This window comes from Blautia caecimuris, from assembly GCF_024622975.1.
GTDB classification, from domain to species: Bacteria; Bacillota; Clostridia; order Lachnospirales; family Lachnospiraceae; genus Blautia_A; species Blautia_A caecimuris.
On sequence record NZ_JANJZT010000010.1, the window covers coordinates 14,156 to 37,289 of the forward strand.

Here is a 23,134-nt window from a genome sequence, read left to right on the forward strand (position 1 = left end):
TACAGGCATCAGGAGTAAGACATGGAATACATGAGAATCGAAGATCAGTTTCCCAGACTGAACAACTGTGCAGTAACTCTGGGGAAGTTTGACGGCATCCACCGGGGACACAGGAAACTGATGGACAAAATTCTGGAGCGGAAAAAAGAAACCGGAGTCCAGGCAGTTGTGCTGGCCTTTGTTTCTGACAGAAAAACAGTTCTTACAAATTCAGAGCGCAGAGATTTTCTGGAACACATGGGAGCAGATATCCTGCTGGAATGTCCGCTGACCAGTGACATCAGGCATATGAAGGCGGATACGTTTGTCCGTCAGGTGCTGGCAGGCTCTCTGAAAGCATCCTACGTGGCGATCGGAGAAGATTTTCGCTTTGGCTTTGAGCGAAAGGGGACTCCGGAATTTCTGAAAAAATCCGGTGTGAAATACGGATTTGAGGTGGAAATCCTTCTAAAGGAGATGGATGGTTCCAGGAAGATCAGCAGTACCTACATCAGAGAGGAACTTGCAAAAGGAAATATGGAAAAAGTATCTTCCCTGCTGGGATTTGATTATTTTGTTTCCGGGATTGTAGAGCATGGAAGAGGAATGGGACGCCGGGAATTTTTTCCTACTGCAAACCTGATCCCCTTGCCGGAAAAGCTTCTGCCTCCAAATGGTGTCTATATTACTCTGTCCAGCTTCGGACAGGAGATTTATCCGGGCATTACCAATGTGGGATATAAACCAACGGTAGGGGAAAACTTTATCGGAGTGGAATCCTATCTTTTTGACTGTGAAAAAAACCTTTATGGAAAAAACTGTACTGTAGAATTCAGGAAATTTCTCAGAAAAGAACAGCGGTTTTCTTCCTATGAAGCTCTGAAAGAGCAGATACAGAAGGATATCCGGATGGGCGAGGAATATTTTCGCAGGGACTGATCGGTTCTGAACAGCTACCGGTATTTTCTGTAAGAGGAGGAATATTGATAAAAGGAGAATATACAAGGGAGAACAGAGAATGGCAGGGATTATTCTAGGTTTGATGGGCGGCCTTGGCATGTTTTTGTACGGCATGAAGCTTATGAGTGACGCGCTGGAAAAAGCGGCAGGGGCCAAAATGAGAAGTATTCTGGAGTTTTTCACCAAAACTCCTTTGAGGGGTATTCTCGTCGGAACATTTTTTACGGCGGTAATCCAGTCCTCAAGCGCGTCTACTGTTATGGTAGTCAGCTTTGTAAACTCCGGTCTGATGAATCTTTATCAGGCGGCGGGAGTGATCATGGGTGCCAATATTGGCACTACAGTAACTTCGCAGCTGATTTCTTTGAATCTGTCTGCGCTTGCGCCGGCAATCGTTATGGTCGGTGTGGTTATGGTAATGTTCTGCAAAAAAACAAAGATACAGAGAGCGGGAGAGGTTCTTCTGGGCTTCGGTATTTTGTTTATGGGACTTTCAGGAATGTCCGATTCCATGTCAGTTCTTCGTGAATCGCCACAGGTAGTGGAGATCATGAGCTCTCTGACCAGTCATTTCCTGGCAGTTATGGTAGGACTTGTTGTAACAACTGTGCTTCAGAGCTCTTCTGCTACAGTAGGTATTGTTCTTCTGCTGGCACAGCAGGGACTTCTGGATATCCGCATCTGCTACTTTATTATTTTCGGATGCAACATTGGTTCCTGTGTATCTGCGCTGCTTGCAGCGATCAATGGAAAGAAGATTGCAAAACGTGCAGCACTGATTCATCTTTTCTTCAACATTATCGGTACCGGAATCATGTATGTGGTATTCAGCTTTGCGCTGGAACCGATCACAGGCTTTATCAGCATGATCTCTCACGGCAATATTGCAAGAGAGGTGGCAAATGCCCATACTCTGATCAAGCTGGTGGAAGTACTTCTTCTGTTTCCGTTTATCAAACAGATCGTCAAACTTACAGGATTCTTTGTACGGGATGAAGAAAAGGTATCACCCCAGGAATTCCAGCTTCAGTACATTGGAGCAAAATCCGTATTTTCACCTGCAACTGCAGTGTTTGAGGCAACCAGAGAAATGGAACGCATGGGAAAAATCGCTATTGAGAACCTGAGACATTCCATGGACGCTTTATTTACCATGAATGACAGGGAAATCCAGGAGGTCTATGAGACAGAAGATCAGATCAACTTCCTGAACCATGCGATTACAGATTATCTTGTAAAGGTAAACCAGACTACCATTCCTACTGAAGATAAAAAGAGCATCGGCGGTCTGTTCCATGTAGTCAATGATATTGAACGAATCGGCGATCATGCGGAAAACGTGGCAGACGCTGCCAGAAAACGCATGGAAGATCAGGTGGAATTCAGTCCCCAGGCAAAGCGGGAACTCAGTGAAATGCTGGATGCGGTCGTCACCATCACAACCTATGCTCTGGATATGTTCTCTCATAATAATCAGGAACATATGCAGGAGATTCTTGATCTGGAAAACAAGGTGGACCGTATGGAAAGAGAGCTTCAGGAATCTCATATTCAGCGTCTTACAAGAAATGAATGTACGGCAGAAGCAGGCATGATGTTCTCAGATCTTCTTTCCGGACTGGAGCGTGTGGCAGACCATGCAACCAACATTGCTTTCTCTCTTACAGAGGAAGACAGTACAGATTCTGTAAAAAAATAAATAATCATTTACAGCCAATATCTTTTGTGCTATACTGGTTTAGGTGTGAATCAGCCCGTATCCAGAGACAGGAATCTCCAACCATTTCTTAATACGAGGCGGTCAGAAAAAGATGTCCTGAGGACAATCTGAAAAATAATATTTTAAGGAGGAAATCACAATGATTTCAAAAGAGAAAAAACAGGCAATTATGAAAGAATATGCAAGATGCGAGGGTGACACAGGTTCACCGGAGGTACAGGTTGCAGTTCTTACAGCAAGAATTCAGGAGCTTACAGAGCATTTACAGACACATCACAAAGATCATCATTCCAGAAGAGGTCTTCTGAAGATGGTTGGTCAGAGAAGAGGTCTGCTGGCATACCTGAAAAAAACAGACATCGAAAGATACCGTGCACTGATTGAAAAATTAGGTTTAAGAAAATAATTAGTTTGCGGAAGGGCGGATTTCCATCCGCCCTGTTTTACTACAAAAAAGAAGGGGAATTATGCTGTTCTTCTGAAATCAGGGAGTAATTTCCGAGACTACTGAAAAGCCCGTGTGGAGAGTCAGGCGGTTTTTTCAGTTGTTTCGGACTCCTGTTCGACAGGGCAGCAAACAGCCCGTACAATATTAAAAAAGGAGAAAAACTATGTACAAAAGTTATTCTATGGAACTGGCCGGAAGAACACTTACAGTAGATGTAGGACGTGTTGCGAAACAGGCCAACGGCGCAGCTCTTATGCACTATGGAGATACTACAGTTCTCTCAACAGCAACCGCTTCCAAGGAGCCGAGAGAGGGAATTGACTTTTTCCCGTTAAGTGTTGAGTATGAGGAAAAAATGTATGCAGTAGGAAAGATTCCGGGAGGCTTTAATAAAAGAGAAGGAAAGGCAAGCGAGCATGCGATCCTTACTTCCCGTGTTATTGACCGTCCTATGCGTCCTCTGTTTCCAAAGGATTACAGAAATGACGTAACACTTGTAAATATGGTAATGTCTGTTGACCCGGAATGCAATCCGGAGATTCCGGCAATGCTCGGTTCTGCTATTGCAACCTGCATTTCCGACATTCCTTTTGACGGTCCCTGCGCTACTACTCAGGTAGGCCTTATTGACGGCGAATTTGTGATCAACCCGTCTCTGGCTCAGAAGGAGATTTCTGATCTTCAGCTTACTGTTGCCTCTACAAGAGAAAAAGTCATCATGATCGAAGCCGGAGCAAACGAGGTTCCGGAAGACAAGATGATCGAGGCAATTTACAAGGCTCATGAGGTAAACCAGGAGATCATCCGTTTTATTGATAAGATCGTTGCAGACTGCGGCAAAGAAAAACATCTGTACGCTTCCTGCGCAGTACCGGAAGAGCTGTTTGCGGCAATCCGCGAGATCGTTCCGCCGGAAGAAATGGAAGAGGCTGTATTCACAGACGACAAGCAGACAAGAGAAGAAAATATCCGCGAGATCACAGCCAGACTTCAGGAAAAATTTGCAGATAACGAAGAATGGCTGAACGTACTGGGTGAGGCTGTTTATCAGTATCAGAAAAAGACTGTCCGCAAGATGATCCTCAAAGATCACAAACGTCCGGACGGACGTAAGATCACAGAGATCCGTCCTCTTGCAGCAGAAGTGGATCTGATCCCGAGAGTTCACGGTTCTGCAATGTTTACCCGCGGACAGACTCAGATCTGTACAGTGACAACTCTGGCTCCTCTTTCCGAGGCTCAGAGACTGGACGGACTGGATGAATTTGAAACTTCCAAGAGATATATGCACCACTATAACTTCCCGTCCTACTCAGTCGGTGAGACAAAACCGTCAAGAGGACCGGGACGCCGTGAGATCGGTCATGGAGCACTGGCTGAGAGAGCACTCGTTCCGGTACTTCCGTCAGCAGAGGAGTTCCCTTATGCGATCCGTACCGTATCTGAGACTTTTGAATCAAACGGCTCTACCTCTCAGGCAAGTATCTGTGCATCCACCATGTCTCTGATGGCAGCCGGAGTGCCGATCCGCAAACCGGTAGCGGGAATTTCCTGTGGTCTGGTAACAGGCGCAACAGATGACGACTATATTGTTCTTACGGATATTCAGGGACTTGAGGACTTTTTCGGCGACATGGACTTCAAGGTAGCCGGAACTCATGAGGGTATCACTGCCATCCAGATGGATATTAAAATCCACGGACTTACCAGACCGATCGTAGAGGAAGCTATCCGCAGAACAAAAGAGGCAAGAGAATACATTCTTACAGAGGTTATGGAAAAATGTATTGCAGAGCCTCGTAACAATGTAAATAAATACGCTCCGAAGATCATCCAGATCCAGATCGACCCTCAGAAGATCGGTGATGTGGTTGGTCAGAGAGGAAAAACCATCAATGCTATTATCGAGCGTACAGGTGTACAGATCGATATCAGCGATGAAGGCGCAGTATCTATCTGCGGAGTAGATCAGAGAGGAATGGACGAGGCTGCTCATATGATCGAAATGATCACAACTGATTTTGAGGCAGGACAGCTCTTCACAGGAAAAGTTGTCAGCATCAAAGAGTTTGGCGCATTCGTTGAGTTTGCACCGGGCAAAGAGGGTATGGTCCATATTTCCAAGATCGCAAAAGAAAGAATCGACAAGGTAGAAGATGTTCTGAGCATTGGTGATGAAGTAAAAGTCATCTGTCTTGGAAAAGATAAAATGGGCAGAATCAGCTTCAGTATGAAAGATGTGCCGGAAGAGGCATAAAAAAGAGGTTTTATGAGATATCATAATATAACAAAGGACGATATGCTTAATGGAGACGGACTCCGTGTGGTACTCTGGGTAGCAGGCTGTAATCACTGCTGCAAAGAATGTCAGAATCCCATTACCTGGGATCCAAACGGAGGTCTTGCCTTCACAGAAGCAGAGGAAAATGAAATTTTTGCAGAGCTGGACAAGGATTATATCAGCGGGATCACTTTTTCAGGAGGAGATCCCCTGCATCCGGCAAACATTGCGGGCGTAACAGAATTTGCAAAAAAAATCCGTCAGAAATATCCGAAAAAGACCATATGGCTTTATACAGGATCTCTCTGGGAAGAAATTCAGAATGAAGAGATAATTCAGTACCTTGATGTGTGTGTGGACGGAGAATTTCTTGTGAAGCGTAAGGATCCTTCTCTTCGCTGGAAAGGTTCGGACAATCAGCGTGTGATCGATGTTCCTGCAACGCTCCGTCAGGGAGAGATCGTCCTTCACGCATAAGCATTAAGGAGAAAAGCATGAAAAGAATTGCAAAATTTCATAAAGTAAGTGAAAAACGTTTCCTTGAGGATTGGAAAGATACTTTTCCGGATGCAGAGGAAGAAGAAATCAAAAAGATTTATGCAGATATCCTGCTTCCTGAAAGAGCCACTGCAGGAAGTGCAGGCTATGATTTCTTTTCACCTGCAGACTTCAGCCTTGCACCTGGCGGGATCATCAAGATTCCCACAGGAATCCGGGTGGAGATGGAGCAGGACTGGGTTCTGAAATGTTATCCCAGAAGCGGACTTGGGTTCAGGTATCGTCTGCAGCTGAACAATACAGTGGGCATTATCGACAGCGATTATTTTTATTCTGACAATGAAGGCCACATTTTTGCAAAGCTGACAAATGACGGACGTGAAGGAAAAAACGTAGAACTTGCAAAAGGAAACGGATTTATGCAGGGAATTTTTGTAGAATACGGGATTACCGTAGATGACGATGCCCAGGGTATTCGAAACGGCGGATTTGGAAGCACGACAAATAAATAATCAATACATTACAAAAACAGGAGAGCCTGGAAATTAATCCAGAAGCTCTCCTGTTTCTTCTTTATGAGCATTTTCAAGTCCTGTTTCTTCTGCTTTGCGGGCATTCTCAAGGATTGTGTTAAATGCGTCTGCAGCCTTTGCATATTCATCGTCGCTTTCGATATTTTCCAGCATGGGATTTCCGTCCTCTGTGCGGGAGAATACATAAAGATATACTTCTCCGTCACTGTTCTGACCGTTTTCGTCAAGAGGGAGAAGGGCAATGTATTCTTTTTCATCTACAGGATAGATGGTAAGAATCGCACATTCTACTTCTGTATTGTCATCCAGTGTAAGAGTAATGGTATTTGGTGTTTCATTCTGATCAGAGCCGCAGCCTGAGCAGGAAGCGCAGTCGCTTGCGCTGCAGGAACTTGTAAATTCTTCGTTCATGTGGTTTCCTCACTTTTTTGTATTTATCCGGGGTCATCTGACCAGGGATTATGAATCATTTTATCAGATAAGCGTCAGCTTGTAAACAGCTGAAAAAACGCCGTGTCTGCTTTAGGGGCTACGGGATACAGAAAAACAATATACGATCTTCTGATCCGGAGATTTATATGAAGCTGTCAGAATATCGTGAGAAGCCGGTTGCTGCGAACAGTAACAGAAGCCCTGACAGGAAAAGCGGGATTCCGTAAAAACAGGTTTGGTATCAAAGGTTAAATATGGTATACTGTAAGTATCAAAGACTGAGAAACGTTACAGGAGGAAAAAATTGAAGCTTATTTCGTGGAATGTAAATGGGATCAGAGCCTGCATCACAAAAGGTTTTGAGGAGAGCTTTCAGAAGCTGGATGCAGATATCTTTTGTATCCAGGAGACAAAATGTCAGGAAAATCAGGTGAAACTGGAACTTCCAGGCTATTATCAGTACTGGAATTTCGCCAATCGGAAAGGATATTCCGGAACCGCAGTATTTACCAGGCAGGAACCGATGAATGTTGTAAATGGAATCGGGATAGAGGAACACGATAAAGAGGGACGCGTGATCACCCTGGAATTTGAGAAATTTTATCTGGTGACAGTGTACACCCCCAATTCTCAGAGCGAGCTGAAAAGACTTTCTTATCGGATGGAATGGGAAAGAGATTTTCTGGCATATCTTCTGAAATTACAGGAGAAGAAACCGGTAGTCTGCTGCGGTGATCTGAACGTGGCGCATCAGGACATTGACCTGAAAAATCCAAAAAGCAACCGCAAAAATCCGGGATTTACCGATGAAGAAAGAGAATGTTTTACCAGAGTCCTGCAAAGCGGCTTTATTGATACGTTCCGATATTTTTATCCGGATCAGGAAAACATTTATTCCTGGTGGTCTTACCGGTTTAAGGCAAGGGAAAAGAACGCAGGATGGAGAATTGATTATTTTATTGCCTCTCCCCAGCTGGAAAGCCGGCTTGAGGACGCAAAAATACACACAGATATTCTGGGCTCCGACCATTGTCCGGTAGAACTGGATCTTAAAATCTGAGGTTTTCTGTACAGGAAATGGAATAAACGGGACTGAAACAGGCTGTCGAAAAGGAGAGACGATCATGGAAAAATGGGACAGGATAGTGATTCGAAATGGAAATCCCGTAATGCTCGGAGCAAACAAAAATGAAGAAGGAATGAACTTTGCGGCAGAGGTTCTGCCAGGGGCAGAGGCGGCGCTGGTTCTGTACCAGAAAGGCAGCGCAGTTCCATGCAGAGAGATTCCTTTTACAGAACGCATGGGAAAGGTATGTACCATGCTGGTTTCCGGGCTGAACACAAAAAAATATGAATATAATTTCCGCATTGACGGAAAAATCGTGCAGGATCCGTTTGCTCATGGAATCTGCGGAAGGGAACAGTTCGGAATTCGGGGAAACGGAGAAAATGAAAACCAGATCCGCTGTACCTTTCTTACAGAAAAGGAATATGACTGGGAGGAAGACCGGTTTCCGGAGATTCCATACCGGGATCTGATTCTGTATAAGGTACATGTAAGAGGATATACAAAGCAGCAGAAGCTACCTCAGAAACGGAGAGGAACCTTCAGCGGACTGAAAGAAATGATCCCTTACTGGAAGGAACTGGGCATTAACGCTGTGGAATTAATGCCGGCCTATGAATTTATGGAACTGCCGTATTCCAATGGGAAACAAAGCCATATGATCACAGAAAAGAGAAGCCAGGACAGGATAAACTACTGGGGCTATGTAAAGGGCTTTTATTTTGCGCCAAAGCGCTCCTACTGTGCCACAAAGGAACCGGAAAATGAATTCCGGGATCTGGTCAAAGCTCTGCATCAGGCAGGGATGGAATGCATTATGGAGCTGTATTTTCCCGGGGGAACTAACCCTCTTACAGCCCTTCGTGCGGCCTGGTTCTGGAGAGATTATTACCATGTGGACGGCTTTCATTTTATGGGAGACGGCGTGCCAACAGAGCTTCTTGCAGGAGATCATATTCTTTACGGGACAAAAAAGCTTTTTGGGGATTTATCTGTCAGCGCTGAGGATGAAATGTCTGCAGAGTGTACAGATGCCTTTCAGAGGGACATGCGCCGTTATCTGAAAAGCGACGAAGGAATGCTTCCGGCTGTGGAGTATCATCTGCGTCATATCCGGAATGCAGGTGGAACGGTCCACTATATGGCAAGTCAGGACGGTTTTACCCTTTATGATACAGTTGCCTATAATTATCGTCACAATGAAGAAAACGGAGAAAACAATCAGGACGGCAGCGAGTATAATTATTCCTGGAACTGCGGGCTGGAAGGCCCTACCAGAAAGATGGCTGTAAAAAAAATGCGGGATCAGCAGATCAAAAATGCATTTCTTATGCTCCTGCTCAGCCAGGGAACTCCTGTGATCTACGGAGGGGACGAATTCTGCAATTCTCAGAACGGAAACAATAATGCCTGGTGTCAGGACAATCCTGTTGGATGGACAGACTGGAAAGCCTTCCGAAAGAACAAAAATATTTTTGAATTTGTAAAGGAAGCGGTTGCCTTTCGGAAAGCTCATCCCATTCTTCACATGGAGAAGGAGCCAAAAGGAGCTGATTATCTTGCAAAAGGTTTTCCGGATATTTCTTTCCATGGAGAGCGCGCCTGGTATCTGAATCAGGAAAATACCAGCCGCCTTCTCGGAGTGATGTACTGCGGCTCCTATGCCAAAAAAGAAGACGGTTCAGAGGATGATTTCATCTATGTAGGCTATAATTTTCACTGGGAAAACAGAACCATTGCTCTTCCCAACCTTCCGGAGGGTATGACCTGGAAAAAAACAGCCGATACCTCAGACACAGAGGAGGGTGACTCCTTCCGGGAAAGAGAAGAGTCCTATGAAAAAAATATAGAGATCAGTCCCCGCACCATTGTGGTGCTGACAGGTAAAAAGGAGGAATAAGCAGTGCATCCGTGGCTTCATTTTAAGACCATTACCAGACACAAGCTCCTTGTGATGAAATACTGCTTTCGTATCGGGCTCTACAAACAGGGACTTCTTCACGATCTGTCCAAATATTCGCCTGCAGAATTTCTGGTAGGCTGTAAATATTATCAGGGCACAAGGAGCCCAAATAATGCAGAAAGGGAGGACATTGGGGTTTCCACCTCCTGGCTTCATCATAAAGGAAGAAACAAGCATCATTTTGAACACTGGGTGGACTATTCACTGGATGGAGAGCATGTGATCATGGGGGCGCCGATGCCCCGGAAGTACGTGGCGGAAATGGTCATGGACAGGATCAGTGCATCCAGGAACTATCTGGGGGATGCCTATACAGAAAGCCAGCCTCTGGAATATTACCTGAAAAGCAAGGACAGCCTGTGGTTCATCCATCCCCGAACCAAAAAAGAACTGGAAGGACTTTTAAGAATCCTGAACGATCATGGAGAAAAGAAACTTCTGCATTATATTAAGTACGTGTATCTGAAGCAGGAGCCAAAAAGCAGAATAAAGTATTAAAAACACAATAAAAGAGAATGAAACTGTCTGAGAAGAGGGGTTTCATTCTTTTTTTTGAAAAAACAGAACAAACAGTATATAACACTTGACAACAGTTTTATACTGTTATATACTGTTTGCACAGGAGGAGAAGATATGCATATCATTATTAACCATACATCCATGACTCCTATATACGAACAGATCGTATCACAGATCCGGGCAGATATCATCAATGGTGATCTGGTTCCGGGGACAGCGCTTCCGTCAGTCCGAATGCTTTCCCGCGAGCTGAAGATCAGCGCTCTGACTGTAAAAAAAGCATACGATTATCTGGAAGAAGAGGGACTGGTGCATACTGTCCATGGAAAGGGCAGTTTTATTGCAGAGGCCAATCAGGAGATGCTCATGGAAGAAAGAAGAAAAGAGCTGGAACATGATCTGGATAAGGCTGTCCGCAAAGCGCGGGCAGGCGGATTGACAGATCAGGAAATCTGTGATCTGTTTCAGCTGATTATGGAGGGAGAATAAACTATGCTTGCAGAACTTGATCAGGTAAAAAAACAGTATAAAGATTTTACCCTTGATTGTTCCATGAAGATTCAGGAAGATTGCGTTACCGGACTTATCGGAGCCAACGGAGCAGGAAAAAGTACAACCTTTAAAATGCTTCTGGGACTTGTACGACCAGATTCCGGAGAAATACGGATTTTTGGAAAAAACAGAAAAGATCTGTCAGAAAATGACAGAAGAGAGATAGGTACGGTTCTTTCGGACAGCTTTTTTTCCGGATACCTGACAGTGGCTCAGCTAATGAGTTTTATGGGAGACTTTTATCCTGGATTTCAGAAAAAGGAATTTGAGAAGCAGTGTGGCCGATTCCAGCTTCCCGTTGACAAAAAGATAAAGGAATTTTCAACAGGAATGAAGGCAAAGCTGAAAATACTTTTTGCCATAAGTGTGAACGCAAGATTTCTGATTCTGGATGAGCCTACAGCCGGACTGGATGTTATGTCCAGGGAAACGATTCTGGATCTTCTCAGAGAGTATATGGAGGTTCCGGGCAGAGGAGTTTTGATAAGCTCCCATATTTCCTCAGATTTGGAGCAGTTCTGTGATGAAATTTATATGATCGATCGGGGAAAAATCGTGATGCAAGAAGAAACAGACAGGATTCTGGGCAATTACGGGGTATTGAAGTTAGATGACAGAAGCTTTGCCTCTCTGGATAAAAAATACCTTCTCAGGATTAGAAAAGAAGCCTTCGGCTACAGCTGTCTTACAGATCAGAGACAGTTTTATCAGGAAAACTATCCGGATCTTACAGTGGAAAGGGGTACTGTAGACCAGGTACTGACCATGATGACGAAAGGAGAAGCATTATGAAAGGATTTTTGAAAAAAGACCTTGCCTTGCTTTATAATACAGGTAAAGTATATTTGGCAGTAATAGCAATGGGGATTGTTTTAGGACTTGTCAATAAGGAGATGAGAAGTTTTTCTTCCAGTTTTATTATGATCATGCTGGCGTTTGCCGGAGCTTCTACACTTTCCTATGATGATTTTGAAAACGGAATGCCGTTTCTGATAAGTCTTCCTGTCAGCAAAAAAACTTATATAAAAGAAAAGTATCTGATCTGTTTTTTATCCGGAGCGGTGGGACTTGTCATTGCGGCAGTTCTGGGAAGTGTGATATTTAAAATGCCCCTGATCCACGGGGAAGAGCCGATGCTGTTTGTTTTTCCTGTTTATTTTGCTATTGCTGAGATTATGACAGCGGTAATGATCCCTACGAGAATTAAATTTGGACCGGAAAAATCCCGCATTGTGGGAATGGGATTTGTTGTAGCGATTTTTCTGGCCAGTTTTTGTATCGGATATCTTTTTAAGCTGTTTTCTGTAGACATAGACGCTCTTATCAGAGACGCCCAGGAAAATATCCCCAAGCTGGCGCTTGTGTTGGGCGTTATGGTTTTTTGTATGGTGATCATGCTGATCTCCTATACATTTAGTGTAAAGGCCCTGGAGAAAAAAGAATTTTAAAATACCTGGTCCGTATGTTTCCTGTAGAAAAGGCTCTGGAATTTTCCGGGAAAATAAGGTATCCTGTATAAAAAGTGATTTATCTGTTACAGGAGGAACGGCATTTATGGAAAAAAATCAGATTTTTATAACATGTGGAACAGAGTATAAGGAAATGACAAAAAGGATTCTGGAAGAAAGCGGGCTGGCAGAGCAGATTGGAAATAAAGCTTTTCGTATCGGAATCAAGCCCAATATGGTTTCCCCTTCTCATCCGTCTAACGGGGCAACCACCCACGCTGAGGTTCTGGCAGGCATTATTGAATATCTTCAGGAAAGAGGGTTCCGAAATCTGACGCTGATGGAGGGTTCCTGGGTGGGAGATAAAACCATGGATGCCTTCTATGCCTGCGGATATGACAGACTCTGTGATGAGTACGGAGTAGTCTTTCATGACACACAAAAGGACAAAAGCTATACGGCAGACTGTGGGGGAATGGAGCTTCATATCTGCACCAGCGTAAAGGACATTGATTTTCTCATTAATGTTCCTGTGCTGAAGGGACATTGCCAGACCAAAATTACCTGCGCCCTTAAAAATATGAAAGGCCTGATCCCGAATTCGGAAAAAAGGCGTTTTCATTCACTGGGGCTTCATAAACCGATTGCCCATCTGAATATGGGTATCCGTCAGGATTTTATTGTGGTAGATAATATCTGCGGGGATCTGGATTTTGAGGACGGAGGAAATCCAGTTGTAATGAATCGGGTGCTGACAGGCCGGGATCCGGTCCTGATGGACGCCTATGTGTGCAATCTGATGCATTATGAGATTTCGGACGTTCCCTATGTGGAACTGGCAGGCAGACTGGGCGTAGGATGCTCTGAGCTTGAAAAAGCTGATATCCGGGCGTGTGGAGCGGATACAGGAGAACAGCTTCCGAAATCACGTAAGGTTGTAGAACTGGCAGATGCTGTTGAGGAAGTAGAATCCTGCAGCGCCTGTTACGGATATCTGATTCCGGCGCTTGATATGCTGAAACAGGAAGGCCTTCTGGAAAAGCTGCACGAAAAAATCCATATCGGGCAGGGATTCCGGGGAAAAACAGGAGAACTTGGCATTGGACACTGTACAAGAAATTTCCGACATCATCTGGAAGGCTGTCCCCCTGTAGAAACGGAAGTATATAAATTTTTGAAGGATTACATCGAAAATCATCAGAATTAAAAAAGATCACCGGCTGTTCTGAAATTGCAGGTCAGCCGGTGATTTTCTGTATGCTCTGTACGTTGTACATATAGGAACTGAAAATTCTTTTATGCCCGTATATTACGGATTATATTACAAAAAATCCAGTATTTGATCATTTGCGAAATAAAATATAAAATTTTAAGCAATTGAAAATATCTGTCGAGATATCAGAAAGAGACTCCATGACTCAGAAACCGGATTCAGCATTCTCTGGCAGCCTCTGTGAGAATTTCCAGAATCTGATCCTGAGTAAAACGGCTGCTGTCAATACACAGATCGTACTGGCTGAGGTCTGTCCATTTGGCGTCCGTAAAAAATTCATAATAGGCCCGGCGTTCTTTGTCTGTACGCTTTACCATTTTTCGTGCGCTGCGTTCTTCTCTTCCGGTCCGTGCCTGTACATTTCTGACCCGGAGATCAAAGGGTGCATGAATAAACACACTGAGAGAACGGCCTTTCAGGATCTGGTTGGCGCAGCGTCCTACGATCACGCAGCTGCCCTTTTCTGCCAGAGAAAGAATGATATCTCTCTGGGCTTCATAGAGAACGTCATTCATGGGAACGGTGTAGAAGTCAGGGGTGATCTGAACATCATGATCTCCGGAAAAGCGCCACTGATGGGGCTTTTTTTCGTCTACTTTTGCAAGCTCATGAAAAGGAATCTGCTTCTCTTTTCCTGCAAGCTCGATCAGTTCTTTGTCATAAAATGCATAGCCGAGCTTTTCTGCCAGCGCTTTTCCAAGTACCCGGCCTCCGCTTCCGTACATGCGGTTGATGGTAATAATACGTTTACTCATATGGAATCCTCCCTTCTGAATACGCTTTTTATATGTTTTTATCATATCATAATTATCAGGTAATTTCTATGAAAACTTTTTAAAAATATGAAAAATATAAAAAGAAACTGCAAATATATCAGAAAATACAAAACCACATTTTTTAGGTCCGGGAAACGAAATTACACATAAAAAAGAAAGAATAAGAGACTTTTTTACTGTCGGAACCAGTCGATGTAAAATGGTTGACGAAGTCATCAGATGTACTTATAATGAGTTTAGAAAATGTAATTTTTTCTTAAAAAATAATTTTTACTACATGAAAAAATCATGAAACTTCATGGAATTCATGTGATATAATTGGTGAAATAGTATAAAAACAAAAAATATAGCTTGACATATGAGCTGATATTAAATATAATTTTCCTATGCATTACGAAAATGTTACAAAAGAAATAAAAGATGACATAATAAAAATGCAAGGAAAGTAAAGTTATGAGGAACAGGAAAGTATCACAAAATCATGAATTACAGAAAGGGAACAAAACAACAGGAAATGCATCGGTACACGGGTTTCTTTCGCTGAGTGTATGTGCTCTGGCAGCGGTAGGAGTCCTGGCAGGCGGCATAGTGACAGGCAGTGACCGGGAGCATAAAGTTTACGCTGCTTCCGAAGCAGAAAGTACATATGATTTTTCTGAAGGTACAGATTATGAACTTCCTACAGGAATAGCAGGAGTAGTTTCCGGACTCAGTGCAACTCCGGCAGAAGGCTCTGACATATACCGGATCGGAACCTCCTGTGAACACGTTGTGGTAGGACAGAGAGTTCAGAGAGTTGGAAAGAGCGCAGAGGGAATTGATCTCAGTGAATCTATGGCTGCTGCTGTTAATGATTTTGATTCCAGAATGGTATCCATGTCATCCTCTGCAACTATGATGTCAGATGAGGATTATCAGAATCTTCTGCAGATCGTGGAGGCAGAGGCAGGGACCGAAGATATCAAAGGCCGTGTACTGGTTGCCAATGTGATCATGAACCGGGTGAAGCATCCGGAGTTTCCGGATACTGTAACCGATGTGATCTGGGAGTACGATAATGGGGTACCTCAGTTTTCGCCTGTGGCAGACGGACGTATCAATGAGGTTACAGTTACAGAGGAAACAAAAGAAGCGGTCAGACAGGCACTGGAGGGTACGGATTATTCTCAGGGAGCGCTGTTTTTCATCCAGAAATCGGCAGCGGAAAAACACAACATTGCCTGGTTTGAAAAAGATCTTGTAAAACTGTTTAAACACGGCGTCCATGAATTTTATACCTATCCGGAGGAAGCGCCGGCAGATAAAAAATCCTCCGAAAAACAGAACACGGAAAAGTCCGAAAAAAATAAAAAGAACAAAAAGAATAAGAAATCAGATTCCGATCTGGTTCAGATGGTAAAAGCAGAATAAAAATGAAATACAGGCCCTGCGGAAAAGCTCCGCGGGGTTTTCTGTGTCTTTTTGTGATTTTACTATGGTATTTTGCTAAAGTTCATGATACAATGGTGCAAAAATAAATCATAACAGAAGAAAGGCAGGAACGACAATGCAGGTATTATATAAAAGTACCAGAGGTAAAAAAGAAGAAACAGTAACAGCCTCCATGGCAATTTTAAAGGGGCTTTCAGAGGATGGAGGTCTGTTTGTTCCTACGTCCATTCCAAAGCTTGACGTACCTATGGACCGTCTTTCAGAAATGACCTATCAGGAAACAGCCTATGAGGTTATGAGCCGTTTTCTTACAGATTTTACAGAAGAAGAGCTGAAAGACTGTATTGCCAGAGCTTATGATTCCAAATTTGATACAGAGGAGATTGCTCCTGTAAAAAAAGCAGGAGGAGTATATTTCCTGGAACTGTTCCATGGTTCTACCATTGCGTTTAAAGATATGGCGCTTTCTATTCTTCCTCATCTGATGACAACTGCAGCCAGGAAGAATCATGTAAAAAATGAGATCGTAATTCTCACTGCAACCTCAGGAGATACAGGAAAGGCTGCAATGGCCGGATTTGCGGATGTTCCCGGAACAAGGATCATTGTTTTTTATCCTAAAAACGGCGTCAGCGCCATTCAGGAAAAACAGATGGTCACACAAAAAGGTAAAAACACCTCAGTGGTGGGAATCACAGGAAATTTTGACGATGCTCAGAGCGCGGTTAAGAGGATGTTTAATGATCAGGAGCTGGCAGCAGAGCTTGACAGAAACGGTTTTCAGTTTTCCTCTGCCAATTCCATTAATATCGGCCGTCTTGTGCCTCAGATCGTATACTATGTTTATGCGTATGCAAAACTGGTAAAAGCAGGAGAGATCAATGCCGGTGAAAAAATCAATATTACAGTTCCTACCGGAAACTTTGGAAATATCCTTGCTGCTTATTATGCAAAGCAGATGGGGCTGCCGATTCATAAACTGATCTGTGCTTCCAATGAAAACAAGGTTCTCTATGATTTCTTCCGGACAGGAACCTATGACAGAAAACGTGAGTTTATACTGACCGCTTCCCCTTCCATGGATATTCTGATCTCCAGTAACCTGGAACGTCTGATCTACCGTCTTACCGGAGAGGATTCCCAGGCGTGTGCGGAGCTTATGAGATCTCTGAGCGAAGGCGGAGAATATACGATCACCGAAGAAATGAAAAAGGGACTGGAAGATTTTTACGGAAATTACTGCAGCGAGGGAGAAACGAGAGAAGCTATCAGCGCTACATGGTACGGCAGCGATTATGTGATCGATCCTCATACTGCAGTGGCAGCAGGGGTATACCAGAAATATCTCCGGGAAACAGAGGATGCCACTCCTGTTGTGATCGCCTCTACAGCAAGCCCGTATAAATTTGCAAAAAGTGTAATTACGGCTATTTCTGACAGATATGAGGGACTGGATGATTTTGCACTCTGTGACGCGCTGTCTGCGCTCAGTGGAGTCAGACTTCCGGCAGCAGTGGAAGAGATCCGTACAGCGCCGGTGCTTCATGATACAGTTGTGGCTCCGGAGGACATGCCTGCAGCCGTAAGAAAAATCCTCGGAATCTGAGGCGGAGCGAACTGAACCGTGACATTTTATATAAATTTTATTATTCACATTACAAATAATATGTTGAAAAAATACATATAATAGGGTACAATAGTAATAACAGAAAAGAGAAATCCTGGAATGTGCGAGGCCCCTTTTTATTTTGAACCTACATTGACATGAAGGGACTCCAACATCGCAGATCGTGATGTCAGACCTCTCGTTGTGGTAGGCAGATCATCTGTTGAGGACACCCACCTGGCTTCGGCTAGGCGTCAAAAGGAAGGGAACGGCATTCCGGGACTTTCTGTAAAAAGCGAGCCATATACAGGGCTCTTTTTTATTTATAAAAATGATTCCATGATGTTCTGGCAGACATTGAAGGAAAACAAAAATACATGGTATTGCGGGAGGAAAAGACATGGTAACAGAAAGAAGTTTTGGAACACTGCCGTCCGGCGAGGAAGTAAAATGTTTTCATCTGGAGAATGCCTCGGGAGCTTATGCAGAGGTGCTCTCATTTGGAGCTGTGATCACAAAGATCTGCGTGCCTGACTGTCAGGGGAACTTGACGGATGTGGTTCTGGGATACGATACACTGGAAAGCTATATGAAAAACGGATGCTTTTTCGGCGCATGTATCGGACGAAGCGGAAACAGAATAGAGGGCGGACGCTTTAAGCTGGATGGTCAGGAGGTAATTCTTGCTCAGAACGAAGGAAATAACAATCTTCACAGCGGCCCGGACGGTTTTGAAAAAAAACTCTGGACGGCAAAGCACATAGATCAGGAAAATAACAGTGTGACGTTTTCCAGGATCAGTCCGGATGGAGAAAACGGATTCCCCGGAGAATTCGATATCAGTGTTACATATGAATTTACAGAAAAGAATGCTGTGCGTATTGTTTACACCGGTGTGTGCGATAAGACGACGGTTGCGAATATGACAAACCATTCTTACTTTAATCTTGCAGGTGAAGGCAGCGGAAATGTTCTGGATCAGTATCTGACCATTCACGCTCAGACCTACACCCCGGTAAGAGAAGATTCCATTCCTCTGGGAGAAAATGTTCCGGTAGAAGGAACACCGATGGATTTCCGGAAAGAAAAACAGATTGGAAAAGATATTGAGGCAGAATTTGAACAGCTGAAATTTACAGGCGGATTTGATCACAATTACGTGACAGACGGATATACTCAGGCAGAGATCAGAGAGATTGCCTGCGCCCGCTGTGAAAAAACAGGAATTGTGATGGAAGTTCTCAGCGACTGTCCCTGCGTTCAGTTTTATGCAGGAAATTTTGTAGAACAGGAGGCCGGCAAAAACGGTCATATTTATGATAAGAGAGACGGATTCTGTCTGGAAACACAGGTAGAGCCAAATGCTGTAAATGTAGAAGAGTTCCATTCACCGGTTCTGGAAAAAGGAGAACGTTATTATTCTGAAACCGTTTATCATTTTTCCGTGAGAGCTTAAACATATTTTTCTGGTTTTTCTCATACAATGATAATATGAGGAAAACCAGAATTTTTTTTAGATATCAGATTTTATTTTTGCTTCTTTTTTCGTGGATGATGCTGTTAAACAGGGCGGCAGAATCGCGGCTGAAAGAAAAACAGGAATACATAAAAGCGGCAGAGCAGCAGAGTCGGTCTGAAAGAGAGACTGTAAAAGAACCGGCACAGAATACAGAGTATCAGGAGAGCTTTGAATCTGAAATACAAAGCACAGGAGAGTTCTCCGGAGCCGGGGAAGAAAAAGTACCGAGTGCGGGAAAAAACAAAGGCGCCGGGAAAGTGGAGACACGGGAGGAAAAAGCCGGAAACGGAGGTTCTGTAACAGAGGAATCAGATACTGAGGACGGGATGAAAGAAGCCGGAAACATACGGGTTCTTCTTATGACAACAGATTATCAGTCGTATTTTCATCCTCGGGTAACTGCTTTGCGTGATGGAAAAGAGATTGTCTGCAGCTTTGAAAATATGGCGGCTTCAGAGGAACCTGTGGTGATACCGGCTCATGAAAATGGGATTCAGCTTACATCAATACAAAGGCAGTGCGGAAATCCTGTTTATCAGGGAAGTCTGGAGATACAGAGGACCGATCAGGGATTTACTGTGATCAATGAGCTGCCTCTGGAAACGTATCTGGAAGCAGTGGTGCCAAGTGAAATGCCTTCCGGCTATCATAAGGAAGCTTTGAAAGCTCAGGCGGTATGCGCCAGGACCTATGCGTGGAAACAGATGCAGGAAGGACGACTTTCAAAGTACGGAGCAGACGTAGATGACAGTGTAAACTATCAGGTATACCAGAATATCGCTCCTCAGCAGGCAACATCAGAGGCGGTCAGGGACACAGAAGGAAAAATTCTCTGTCAGAATGGAAAGCCTGTTCAGGCATATTATTTTTCAACTTCTTCCGGCGTCACCAGTACAGACGAGATATGGGGAGCGGAGGAACCCGCGCCTTATCTGAAAAGCGTTGACTGTGGTTTTGATTCGGAAGAACCGTGGAGCCAGTGGGAGACAGAGATCCTTTGGGAAACGCTGGAAAGGCGCGCACAGGAAATCCAGGGAGCTTCAGGAAAGCTTCTCGGTGTTTCTGTTTCCAGAATAAATCAGAGCGGCGCTGTAACCGGGCTTCAGGTAAATACAGAAAACGGAGATTTTCTGGTTGAGACCGAGTATGATATCCGTCAGTTTCTGTCCCCAAAGGGAAGTTTGATCACAGAAAAGGACGGGACTCAGGTGCAGGGAAGCGAGCTTCTCCCAAGCGCCTATTTTGATATCAGCGCAAAGCCGGGAAATTCTGTGGTTCTCACAGGCGGCGGCTATGGTCACGGGGTGGGAATGAGTCAGACAGGAGCGGACAGAATGGCGGAACAGGGATATACCTGTCAGGAGATTCTTGAGTATTTTTTTAAAGATATTGAAATATTGCAGATTGGGGGCTAGAAACGCCTCCGCTCATGTGCTTGTCACAGGAATATTTTCATGGTATCATAATAAAAGACGTATCTGACTTCAGACACTGGACAGAAAATAAACCGTCGTAAGCTGGATAACGGGAGAAGTAATTATGGAAAAGAAGAATGATAAGGGAGCTCTTCATCTGGCTCTGGGCTTTATGGAGAGAATGAGAAAAGATCATGTCAGCGCATATGCGGCTCAGGCAGCGTACTTTCTGATCATGTCTTTTATCCCTTTTGTTTTGTTCCTGACCGCGATCGTGCAGTATACACCTCTGACCTACCGGGAAGTACGTCAGGCAATTATGAGTGTTGTACCGGAAAATCTGCAGGGATTTGTTTTAAATATTGTGGCAGAGGTTTTTTCAAAAAGCGCGGCCGTGCTGCCTCTGTCTGCTCTGGTGGCCCTCTGGTCCTCGGGAAAGGGCACGCAGGCTCTGATCAATGGCCTGAACACCATTTACCATGTAAAAGAAACACGAAACTGGCTGGTAAACAGAATCTACTCCATGTTCTATATGTTTCTGTTTGTACTTGCCCTGATCGCCAGTCTTTTGCTTCTGGTTATGGGAAACAGGATCCATGTTCTGATTTCCGGATATGTTCCGTTTCTGGGAAATATGATCGGCAGGATTCTGGGGGCAAAAACCTTTCTGGTCTTTGTGATGCTGTTTTTTGTTTTTCTGGTGCTGTACCGGTATCTGCCAAACAGAAGGGCATCCCTGAAAAGCCAGGTTCCGGGAGCTTTTCTGACAGCTGTGGCATGGTCTGTGTTTTCGTATCTGTTTTCTCTGTATTTTACATTTTTTCCGGATTTCAGTATCATGTACGGAAGCCTTTCCACTTTGATCCTGGTTATGGTATGGCTGTATTTCTGTATGAACCTTCTTTTGTACGGAGCAGAGATCAACGCATACTTTGAAAGTCAGTTCCGCCAGGCAAAGCTGTCTTTCTGGCAGCTGATCGCAAGAAAACGCAGGGAATGGAAGCTGGAGCGGAAAAAAGAAATAGACAGGAACTAAAAAAATAACGGAAAAATCTTGACAGGAAAAATTTTCTGTGGCATAGTAAACAAAGATATAAAAGCGTTGAAGGCGTTATAGGGAGTTGTTTTCTTTCAGAGAGAAGAAGTCACCGGCTGCAAGCTTCTTTAAGTTCAGACAGTTCCTCAGTTTCCCGCCGGAGCTGCATTTCTGAACCCCGAAGGCAGTAGGTAATGACGTAGCTGCGCGTTAAGCAGATACTTTGAGCGCCTGTATGTACATGCAGGAAACAGGGTGGTACCGCGGATATTCCGTCCCTCTTTTGAGGGGCGGTTTTTTTGTATATGGAGAAATTACTTCCGTAATATTCTCATATACAAAATAAAGTTCCGGACAGCGGGCACAGTTTACGCATGCCTGCATGCAGGAGACTGTGCACATTGGACGGGCTGACAGGAATGAGCAGTCAGGACAAAAGCCCGGATTGCGAATTGCTGACGATTACGGGAGTGCATAAGCGCAGAGTAATCGACTTTATTAATGATACTGCAGATTTATCCGGCAGGTGCAAATATGAAATGAAATAAGAAAAAAGGAGAATACAACCATGGATATGAAGGAAAAACTTCAGGAACTGGCAGAAGCAGCCAGAAAACGTATTGAAGAAGCTGAAGGTCCTGACAAACTCAATGAAGTAAAGGTGGCTTACCTTGGTAAAAAAGGTGAGCTGACAGCTATTTTAAAGAGTATGAAGGATGTTGCTCCGGAAGACCGTCCGAAAGTAGGACAGCTGGTAAATGAGACAAGAGCAAAAATCGAGGAGCTTCTGGAAGCTTCCAGAAAGAAACTGGAGGAAGCTGCCCGTGAAGCAAAAATGAAAGCAGAGGTTATTGACGTAACCCTTCCTGCGAAGAAGTCAATGATCGGACACCGTCATCCAAATACCATTGCCCTGGAGGAAGTGGAAAGAATCTTTATCGGAATGGGCTATGAGGTAGTGGAAGGTCCTGAGGTAGAGTATGCAGACTATAACTTTACCAAGCTGAATATTCCGGAGGACCATCCGGCAAGAGATGAGCAGGATACATTTTTTATTAACAGCTCCATTCTGCTTCGTTCTCAGACATCTCCGGTACAGGCCCGTACCATGGAGAAAGGCAAGCTGCCGATCCGTATGATCGCTCCTGGACGAGTGTTCCGTTCTGATGAGGTAGACGCTACCCATTCTCCGTCCTTCCATCAGATCGAGGGCCTTGTAATTGATAAAAATATTACTTTTGCAGATCTGAAGGGAACTCTTCAGGAGTTTGCAAGAGAACTGTTCGGACCGGAAACAAAAACAAAATTCCGTCCTCATCATTTCCCGTTTACAGAGCCAAGCGCAGAGGTGGACGTATCCTGCTTTAAATGCGGCGGAAAAGGCTGCCGTTTCTGTAAAGGCTCCGGATGGATCGAGATTCTGGGCTGCGGAACCGTTCATCCAAACGTTCTTCGTATGTGTGGCATTGATCCGGAGGAGTATACAGGCTTTGCTTTCGGTGTGGGTCTTGAGAGAATCGCGCTTCTGAAATATGAGATCGACGATATGAGACTCCTTTACGAAAACGATATCCGCTTCCTGAAACAATTTTAACCGACACAACAGAAAGGAAGCACGAGCAAAGCGAGTATTTACTTTCTGTGTCGGTTAAACGACGGAATCAAAAGGATCACGAAGT

The 23,134-nt window shown here is 44.2% G+C and carries 22 protein-coding genes, 1 other RNA gene and 1 other annotated feature; of the genes, 21 read left to right on the forward strand and 2 right to left on the reverse strand.

The window, feature by feature from the left end; genetic code table 11:
• The first annotated feature begins 21 nt into the window (after window positions 1-21).
• From NSA57_RS08030 to NSA57_RS08055, 6 genes are all read left to right on the forward strand, one after another.
• Window positions 22-918 (forward strand): bifunctional riboflavin kinase/FAD synthetase, encoded by an 897-nt coding sequence (locus NSA57_RS08030; RefSeq protein WP_257464516.1) that lies wholly within the window; start codon window positions 22-24, stop codon window positions 916-918.
• Between the two features lie 79 nt (window positions 919-997).
• Window positions 998-2,638: a Na/Pi cotransporter family protein gene (locus NSA57_RS08035; protein ID WP_173752249.1), complete on the forward strand. Its 1,641-nt coding sequence runs from the start codon at window positions 998-1,000 to the stop codon at window positions 2,636-2,638.
• 160 nt (window positions 2,639-2,798) lie between these two features.
• Window positions 2,799-3,065 (forward strand): 30S ribosomal protein S15, encoded by a 267-nt coding sequence (gene rpsO, locus NSA57_RS08040; protein WP_015542977.1) that lies wholly within the window; start codon window positions 2,799-2,801, stop codon window positions 3,063-3,065.
• Between the two features lie 205 nt (window positions 3,066-3,270).
• Window positions 3,271-5,364, forward strand: a complete 2,094-nt coding sequence (locus NSA57_RS08045; RefSeq protein WP_138269892.1) for a polyribonucleotide nucleotidyltransferase — start codon at window positions 3,271-3,273, stop codon at window positions 5,362-5,364.
• Between the two features lie 12 nt (window positions 5,365-5,376).
• Entirely contained in the window at window positions 5,377-5,865 is a 489-nt protein-coding gene (nrdG, locus tag NSA57_RS08050; RefSeq protein ID WP_022067150.1) for an anaerobic ribonucleoside-triphosphate reductase activating protein, read from the forward strand.
• 17 nt (window positions 5,866-5,882) lie between these two features.
• Window positions 5,883-6,398, forward strand: a complete 516-nt coding sequence (locus NSA57_RS08055) for a dCTP deaminase/dUTPase family protein (protein ID WP_022067151.1) — start codon at window positions 5,883-5,885, stop codon at window positions 6,396-6,398.
• A gap of 33 nt (window positions 6,399-6,431) precedes the next feature.
• Here NSA57_RS08055 and NSA57_RS08060 read toward each other — a convergent pair whose 3' ends face one another.
• Window positions 6,432-6,830, reverse strand: coding sequence for a DUF1292 domain-containing protein (locus NSA57_RS08060; RefSeq protein WP_022067152.1), 399 nt, complete (start codon window positions 6,828-6,830; stop codon window positions 6,432-6,434).
• Window positions 6,831-7,155: 325 nt separating this feature from the next.
• Here NSA57_RS08060 and NSA57_RS08065 point away from each other — a divergent pair, with 325 nt between their 5' ends.
• The 7 genes from NSA57_RS08065 to NSA57_RS08095 all read left to right on the forward strand — a co-directional run bounded on the left by NSA57_RS08065 (window position 7,156) and on the right by NSA57_RS08095 (window position 13,606).
• A complete protein-coding gene (locus tag NSA57_RS08065; protein WP_257464517.1) occupies window positions 7,156-7,911 on the forward strand; it encodes an exodeoxyribonuclease III in 756 nt (251 codons plus the stop codon).
• A 64-nt stretch (window positions 7,912-7,975) separates the two neighbouring features.
• Window positions 7,976-9,817 (forward strand): type II secretory pathway pullulanase PulA and related glycosidase, encoded by a 1,842-nt coding sequence (locus tag NSA57_RS08070; RefSeq protein WP_022067154.1) that lies wholly within the window; start codon window positions 7,976-7,978, stop codon window positions 9,815-9,817.
• A 3-nt stretch (window positions 9,818-9,820) separates the two neighbouring features.
• A complete protein-coding gene (locus tag NSA57_RS08075; protein ID WP_330625833.1) occupies window positions 9,821-10,378 on the forward strand; it encodes a DUF5662 family protein in 558 nt (185 codons plus the stop codon).
• 135 nt (window positions 10,379-10,513) lie between these two features.
• On the forward strand, window positions 10,514-10,888 hold the full coding sequence (locus NSA57_RS08080; protein WP_257464518.1) for a GntR family transcriptional regulator: 375 nt from the start codon (window positions 10,514-10,516) through the stop codon (window positions 10,886-10,888).
• Between the two features lie 3 nt (window positions 10,889-10,891).
• Window positions 10,892-11,743 carry an ABC transporter ATP-binding protein gene (locus NSA57_RS08085; protein ID WP_257464519.1) on the forward strand — a complete coding sequence of 284 codons (852 nt, stop codon included), beginning with the start codon at window positions 10,892-10,894 and terminating at the stop codon, window positions 11,741-11,743.
• Window positions 11,740-12,399, forward strand: a complete 660-nt coding sequence (locus tag NSA57_RS08090; RefSeq protein WP_257464520.1) for an ABC-2 transporter permease — start codon at window positions 11,740-11,742, stop codon at window positions 12,397-12,399. Before NSA57_RS08085 ends, NSA57_RS08090 begins: the two co-directional genes overlap by 4 nt.
• A 106-nt stretch (window positions 12,400-12,505) precedes the next feature.
• Window positions 12,506-13,606: a DUF362 domain-containing protein gene (locus NSA57_RS08095; RefSeq protein WP_022067164.1), complete on the forward strand. Its 1,101-nt coding sequence runs from the start codon at window positions 12,506-12,508 to the stop codon at window positions 13,604-13,606.
• 224 nt (window positions 13,607-13,830) lie between these two features.
• Here NSA57_RS08095 and NSA57_RS08100 read toward each other — a convergent pair whose 3' ends face one another.
• On the reverse strand, window positions 13,831-14,427 hold the full coding sequence (locus NSA57_RS08100) for a cytidylate kinase-like family protein (protein WP_022067165.1): 597 nt from the start codon (window positions 14,425-14,427) through the stop codon (window positions 13,831-13,833).
• 474 nt (window positions 14,428-14,901) lie between these two features.
• Here NSA57_RS08100 and NSA57_RS08105 point away from each other — a divergent pair, with 474 nt between their 5' ends.
• The 8 genes from NSA57_RS08105 to pheS all read left to right on the forward strand — a co-directional run bounded on the left by NSA57_RS08105 (window position 14,902) and on the right by pheS (window position 23,049).
• Window positions 14,902-15,858, forward strand: a complete 957-nt coding sequence (locus NSA57_RS08105) for a cell wall hydrolase (RefSeq protein ID WP_022067166.1) — start codon at window positions 14,902-14,904, stop codon at window positions 15,856-15,858.
• 136 nt (window positions 15,859-15,994) lie between these two features.
• Window positions 15,995-17,485, forward strand: a complete 1,491-nt coding sequence (gene thrC, locus NSA57_RS08110; protein WP_147599146.1) for a threonine synthase — start codon at window positions 15,995-15,997, stop codon at window positions 17,483-17,485.
• Between the two features lie 109 nt (window positions 17,486-17,594).
• Window positions 17,595-17,772: non-coding RNA, 6S RNA (gene ssrS, locus NSA57_RS08115), on the forward strand.
• A 113-nt stretch (window positions 17,773-17,885) separates the two neighbouring features.
• Window positions 17,886-18,941: an aldose epimerase family protein gene (locus tag NSA57_RS08120; protein WP_257464521.1), complete on the forward strand. Its 1,056-nt coding sequence runs from the start codon at window positions 17,886-17,888 to the stop codon at window positions 18,939-18,941.
• A 77-nt stretch (window positions 18,942-19,018) separates the two neighbouring features.
• Window positions 19,019-20,419, forward strand: coding sequence for a SpoIID/LytB domain-containing protein (locus NSA57_RS08125; RefSeq protein WP_257464523.1), 1,401 nt, complete (start codon window positions 19,019-19,021; stop codon window positions 20,417-20,419).
• A gap of 124 nt (window positions 20,420-20,543) precedes the next feature.
• The gene (locus NSA57_RS08130; RefSeq protein ID WP_257464524.1) at window positions 20,544-21,455 is read left to right on the forward strand and encodes a YihY/virulence factor BrkB family protein; all 912 of its coding nucleotides are present in this window, start codon (window positions 20,544-20,546) and stop codon (window positions 21,453-21,455) included.
• 57 nt (window positions 21,456-21,512) lie between these two features.
• Window positions 21,513-21,738 (forward strand) — a binding site (T-box leader).
• A gap of 118 nt (window positions 21,739-21,856) precedes the next feature.
• The gene (locus tag NSA57_RS08135; protein WP_257464525.1) at window positions 21,857-22,003 is read left to right on the forward strand and encodes a hypothetical protein; all 147 of its coding nucleotides are present in this window, start codon (window positions 21,857-21,859) and stop codon (window positions 22,001-22,003) included.
• Window positions 22,004-22,029: 26 nt separating this feature from the next.
• A complete protein-coding gene (gene pheS / locus NSA57_RS08140; protein ID WP_173752281.1) occupies window positions 22,030-23,049 on the forward strand; it encodes a phenylalanine--tRNA ligase subunit alpha in 1,020 nt (339 codons plus the stop codon).
• The last annotated feature ends 85 nt before the right edge of the window (window positions 23,050-23,134 follow it).

Bases quoted from the DNA above. Each gene is read 5' to 3' on its own strand.
- NSA57_RS08080 (WP_257464518.1), top strand. From the start codon at position 10,514: ATGCATATCATTATTAACCATACATCCATGACTCCTATATACGAACAG.
- nrdG (WP_022067150.1), top strand. From the start codon at position 5,377: ATGAGATATCATAATATAACAAAGGACGATATGCTTAATGGAGACGGA.
- NSA57_RS08090 (WP_257464520.1), top strand. From the start codon at position 11,740: ATGAAAGGATTTTTGAAAAAAGACCTTGCCTTGCTTTATAATACAGGT.
- pheS (WP_173752281.1), top strand. From the start codon at position 22,030: ATGAAGGAAAAACTTCAGGAACTGGCAGAAGCAGCCAGAAAACGTATT.
- thrC (WP_147599146.1), top strand. From the start codon at position 15,995: ATGCAGGTATTATATAAAAGTACCAGAGGTAAAAAAGAAGAAACAGTA.
- rpsO (WP_015542977.1), top strand. From the start codon at position 2,799: ATGATTTCAAAAGAGAAAAAACAGGCAATTATGAAAGAATATGCAAGA.
- NSA57_RS08030 (WP_257464516.1), top strand. From the start codon at position 22: ATGGAATACATGAGAATCGAAGATCAGTTTCCCAGACTGAACAACTGT.
- NSA57_RS08070 (WP_022067154.1), top strand. From the start codon at position 7,976: ATGGAAAAATGGGACAGGATAGTGATTCGAAATGGAAATCCCGTAATG.
- NSA57_RS08085 (WP_257464519.1), top strand. From the start codon at position 10,892: ATGCTTGCAGAACTTGATCAGGTAAAAAAACAGTATAAAGATTTTACC.
- NSA57_RS08045 (WP_138269892.1), top strand. From the start codon at position 3,271: ATGTACAAAAGTTATTCTATGGAACTGGCCGGAAGAACACTTACAGTA.
- NSA57_RS08100 (WP_022067165.1), bottom strand. From the start codon at position 14,427: ATGAGTAAACGTATTATTACCATCAACCGCATGTACGGAAGCGGAGGC.
- NSA57_RS08095 (WP_022067164.1), top strand. From the start codon at position 12,506: ATGGAAAAAAATCAGATTTTTATAACATGTGGAACAGAGTATAAGGAA.
- NSA57_RS08105 (WP_022067166.1), top strand. From the start codon at position 14,902: ATGAGGAACAGGAAAGTATCACAAAATCATGAATTACAGAAAGGGAAC.
- NSA57_RS08055 (WP_022067151.1), top strand. From the start codon at position 5,883: ATGAAAAGAATTGCAAAATTTCATAAAGTAAGTGAAAAACGTTTCCTT.
- NSA57_RS08130 (WP_257464524.1), top strand. From the start codon at position 20,544: ATGGAAAAGAAGAATGATAAGGGAGCTCTTCATCTGGCTCTGGGCTTT.
- NSA57_RS08060 (WP_022067152.1), bottom strand. From the start codon at position 6,830: ATGAACGAAGAATTTACAAGTTCCTGCAGCGCAAGCGACTGCGCTTCC.
- NSA57_RS08035 (WP_173752249.1), top strand. From the start codon at position 998: ATGGCAGGGATTATTCTAGGTTTGATGGGCGGCCTTGGCATGTTTTTG.
- NSA57_RS08120 (WP_257464521.1), top strand. From the start codon at position 17,886: ATGGTAACAGAAAGAAGTTTTGGAACACTGCCGTCCGGCGAGGAAGTA.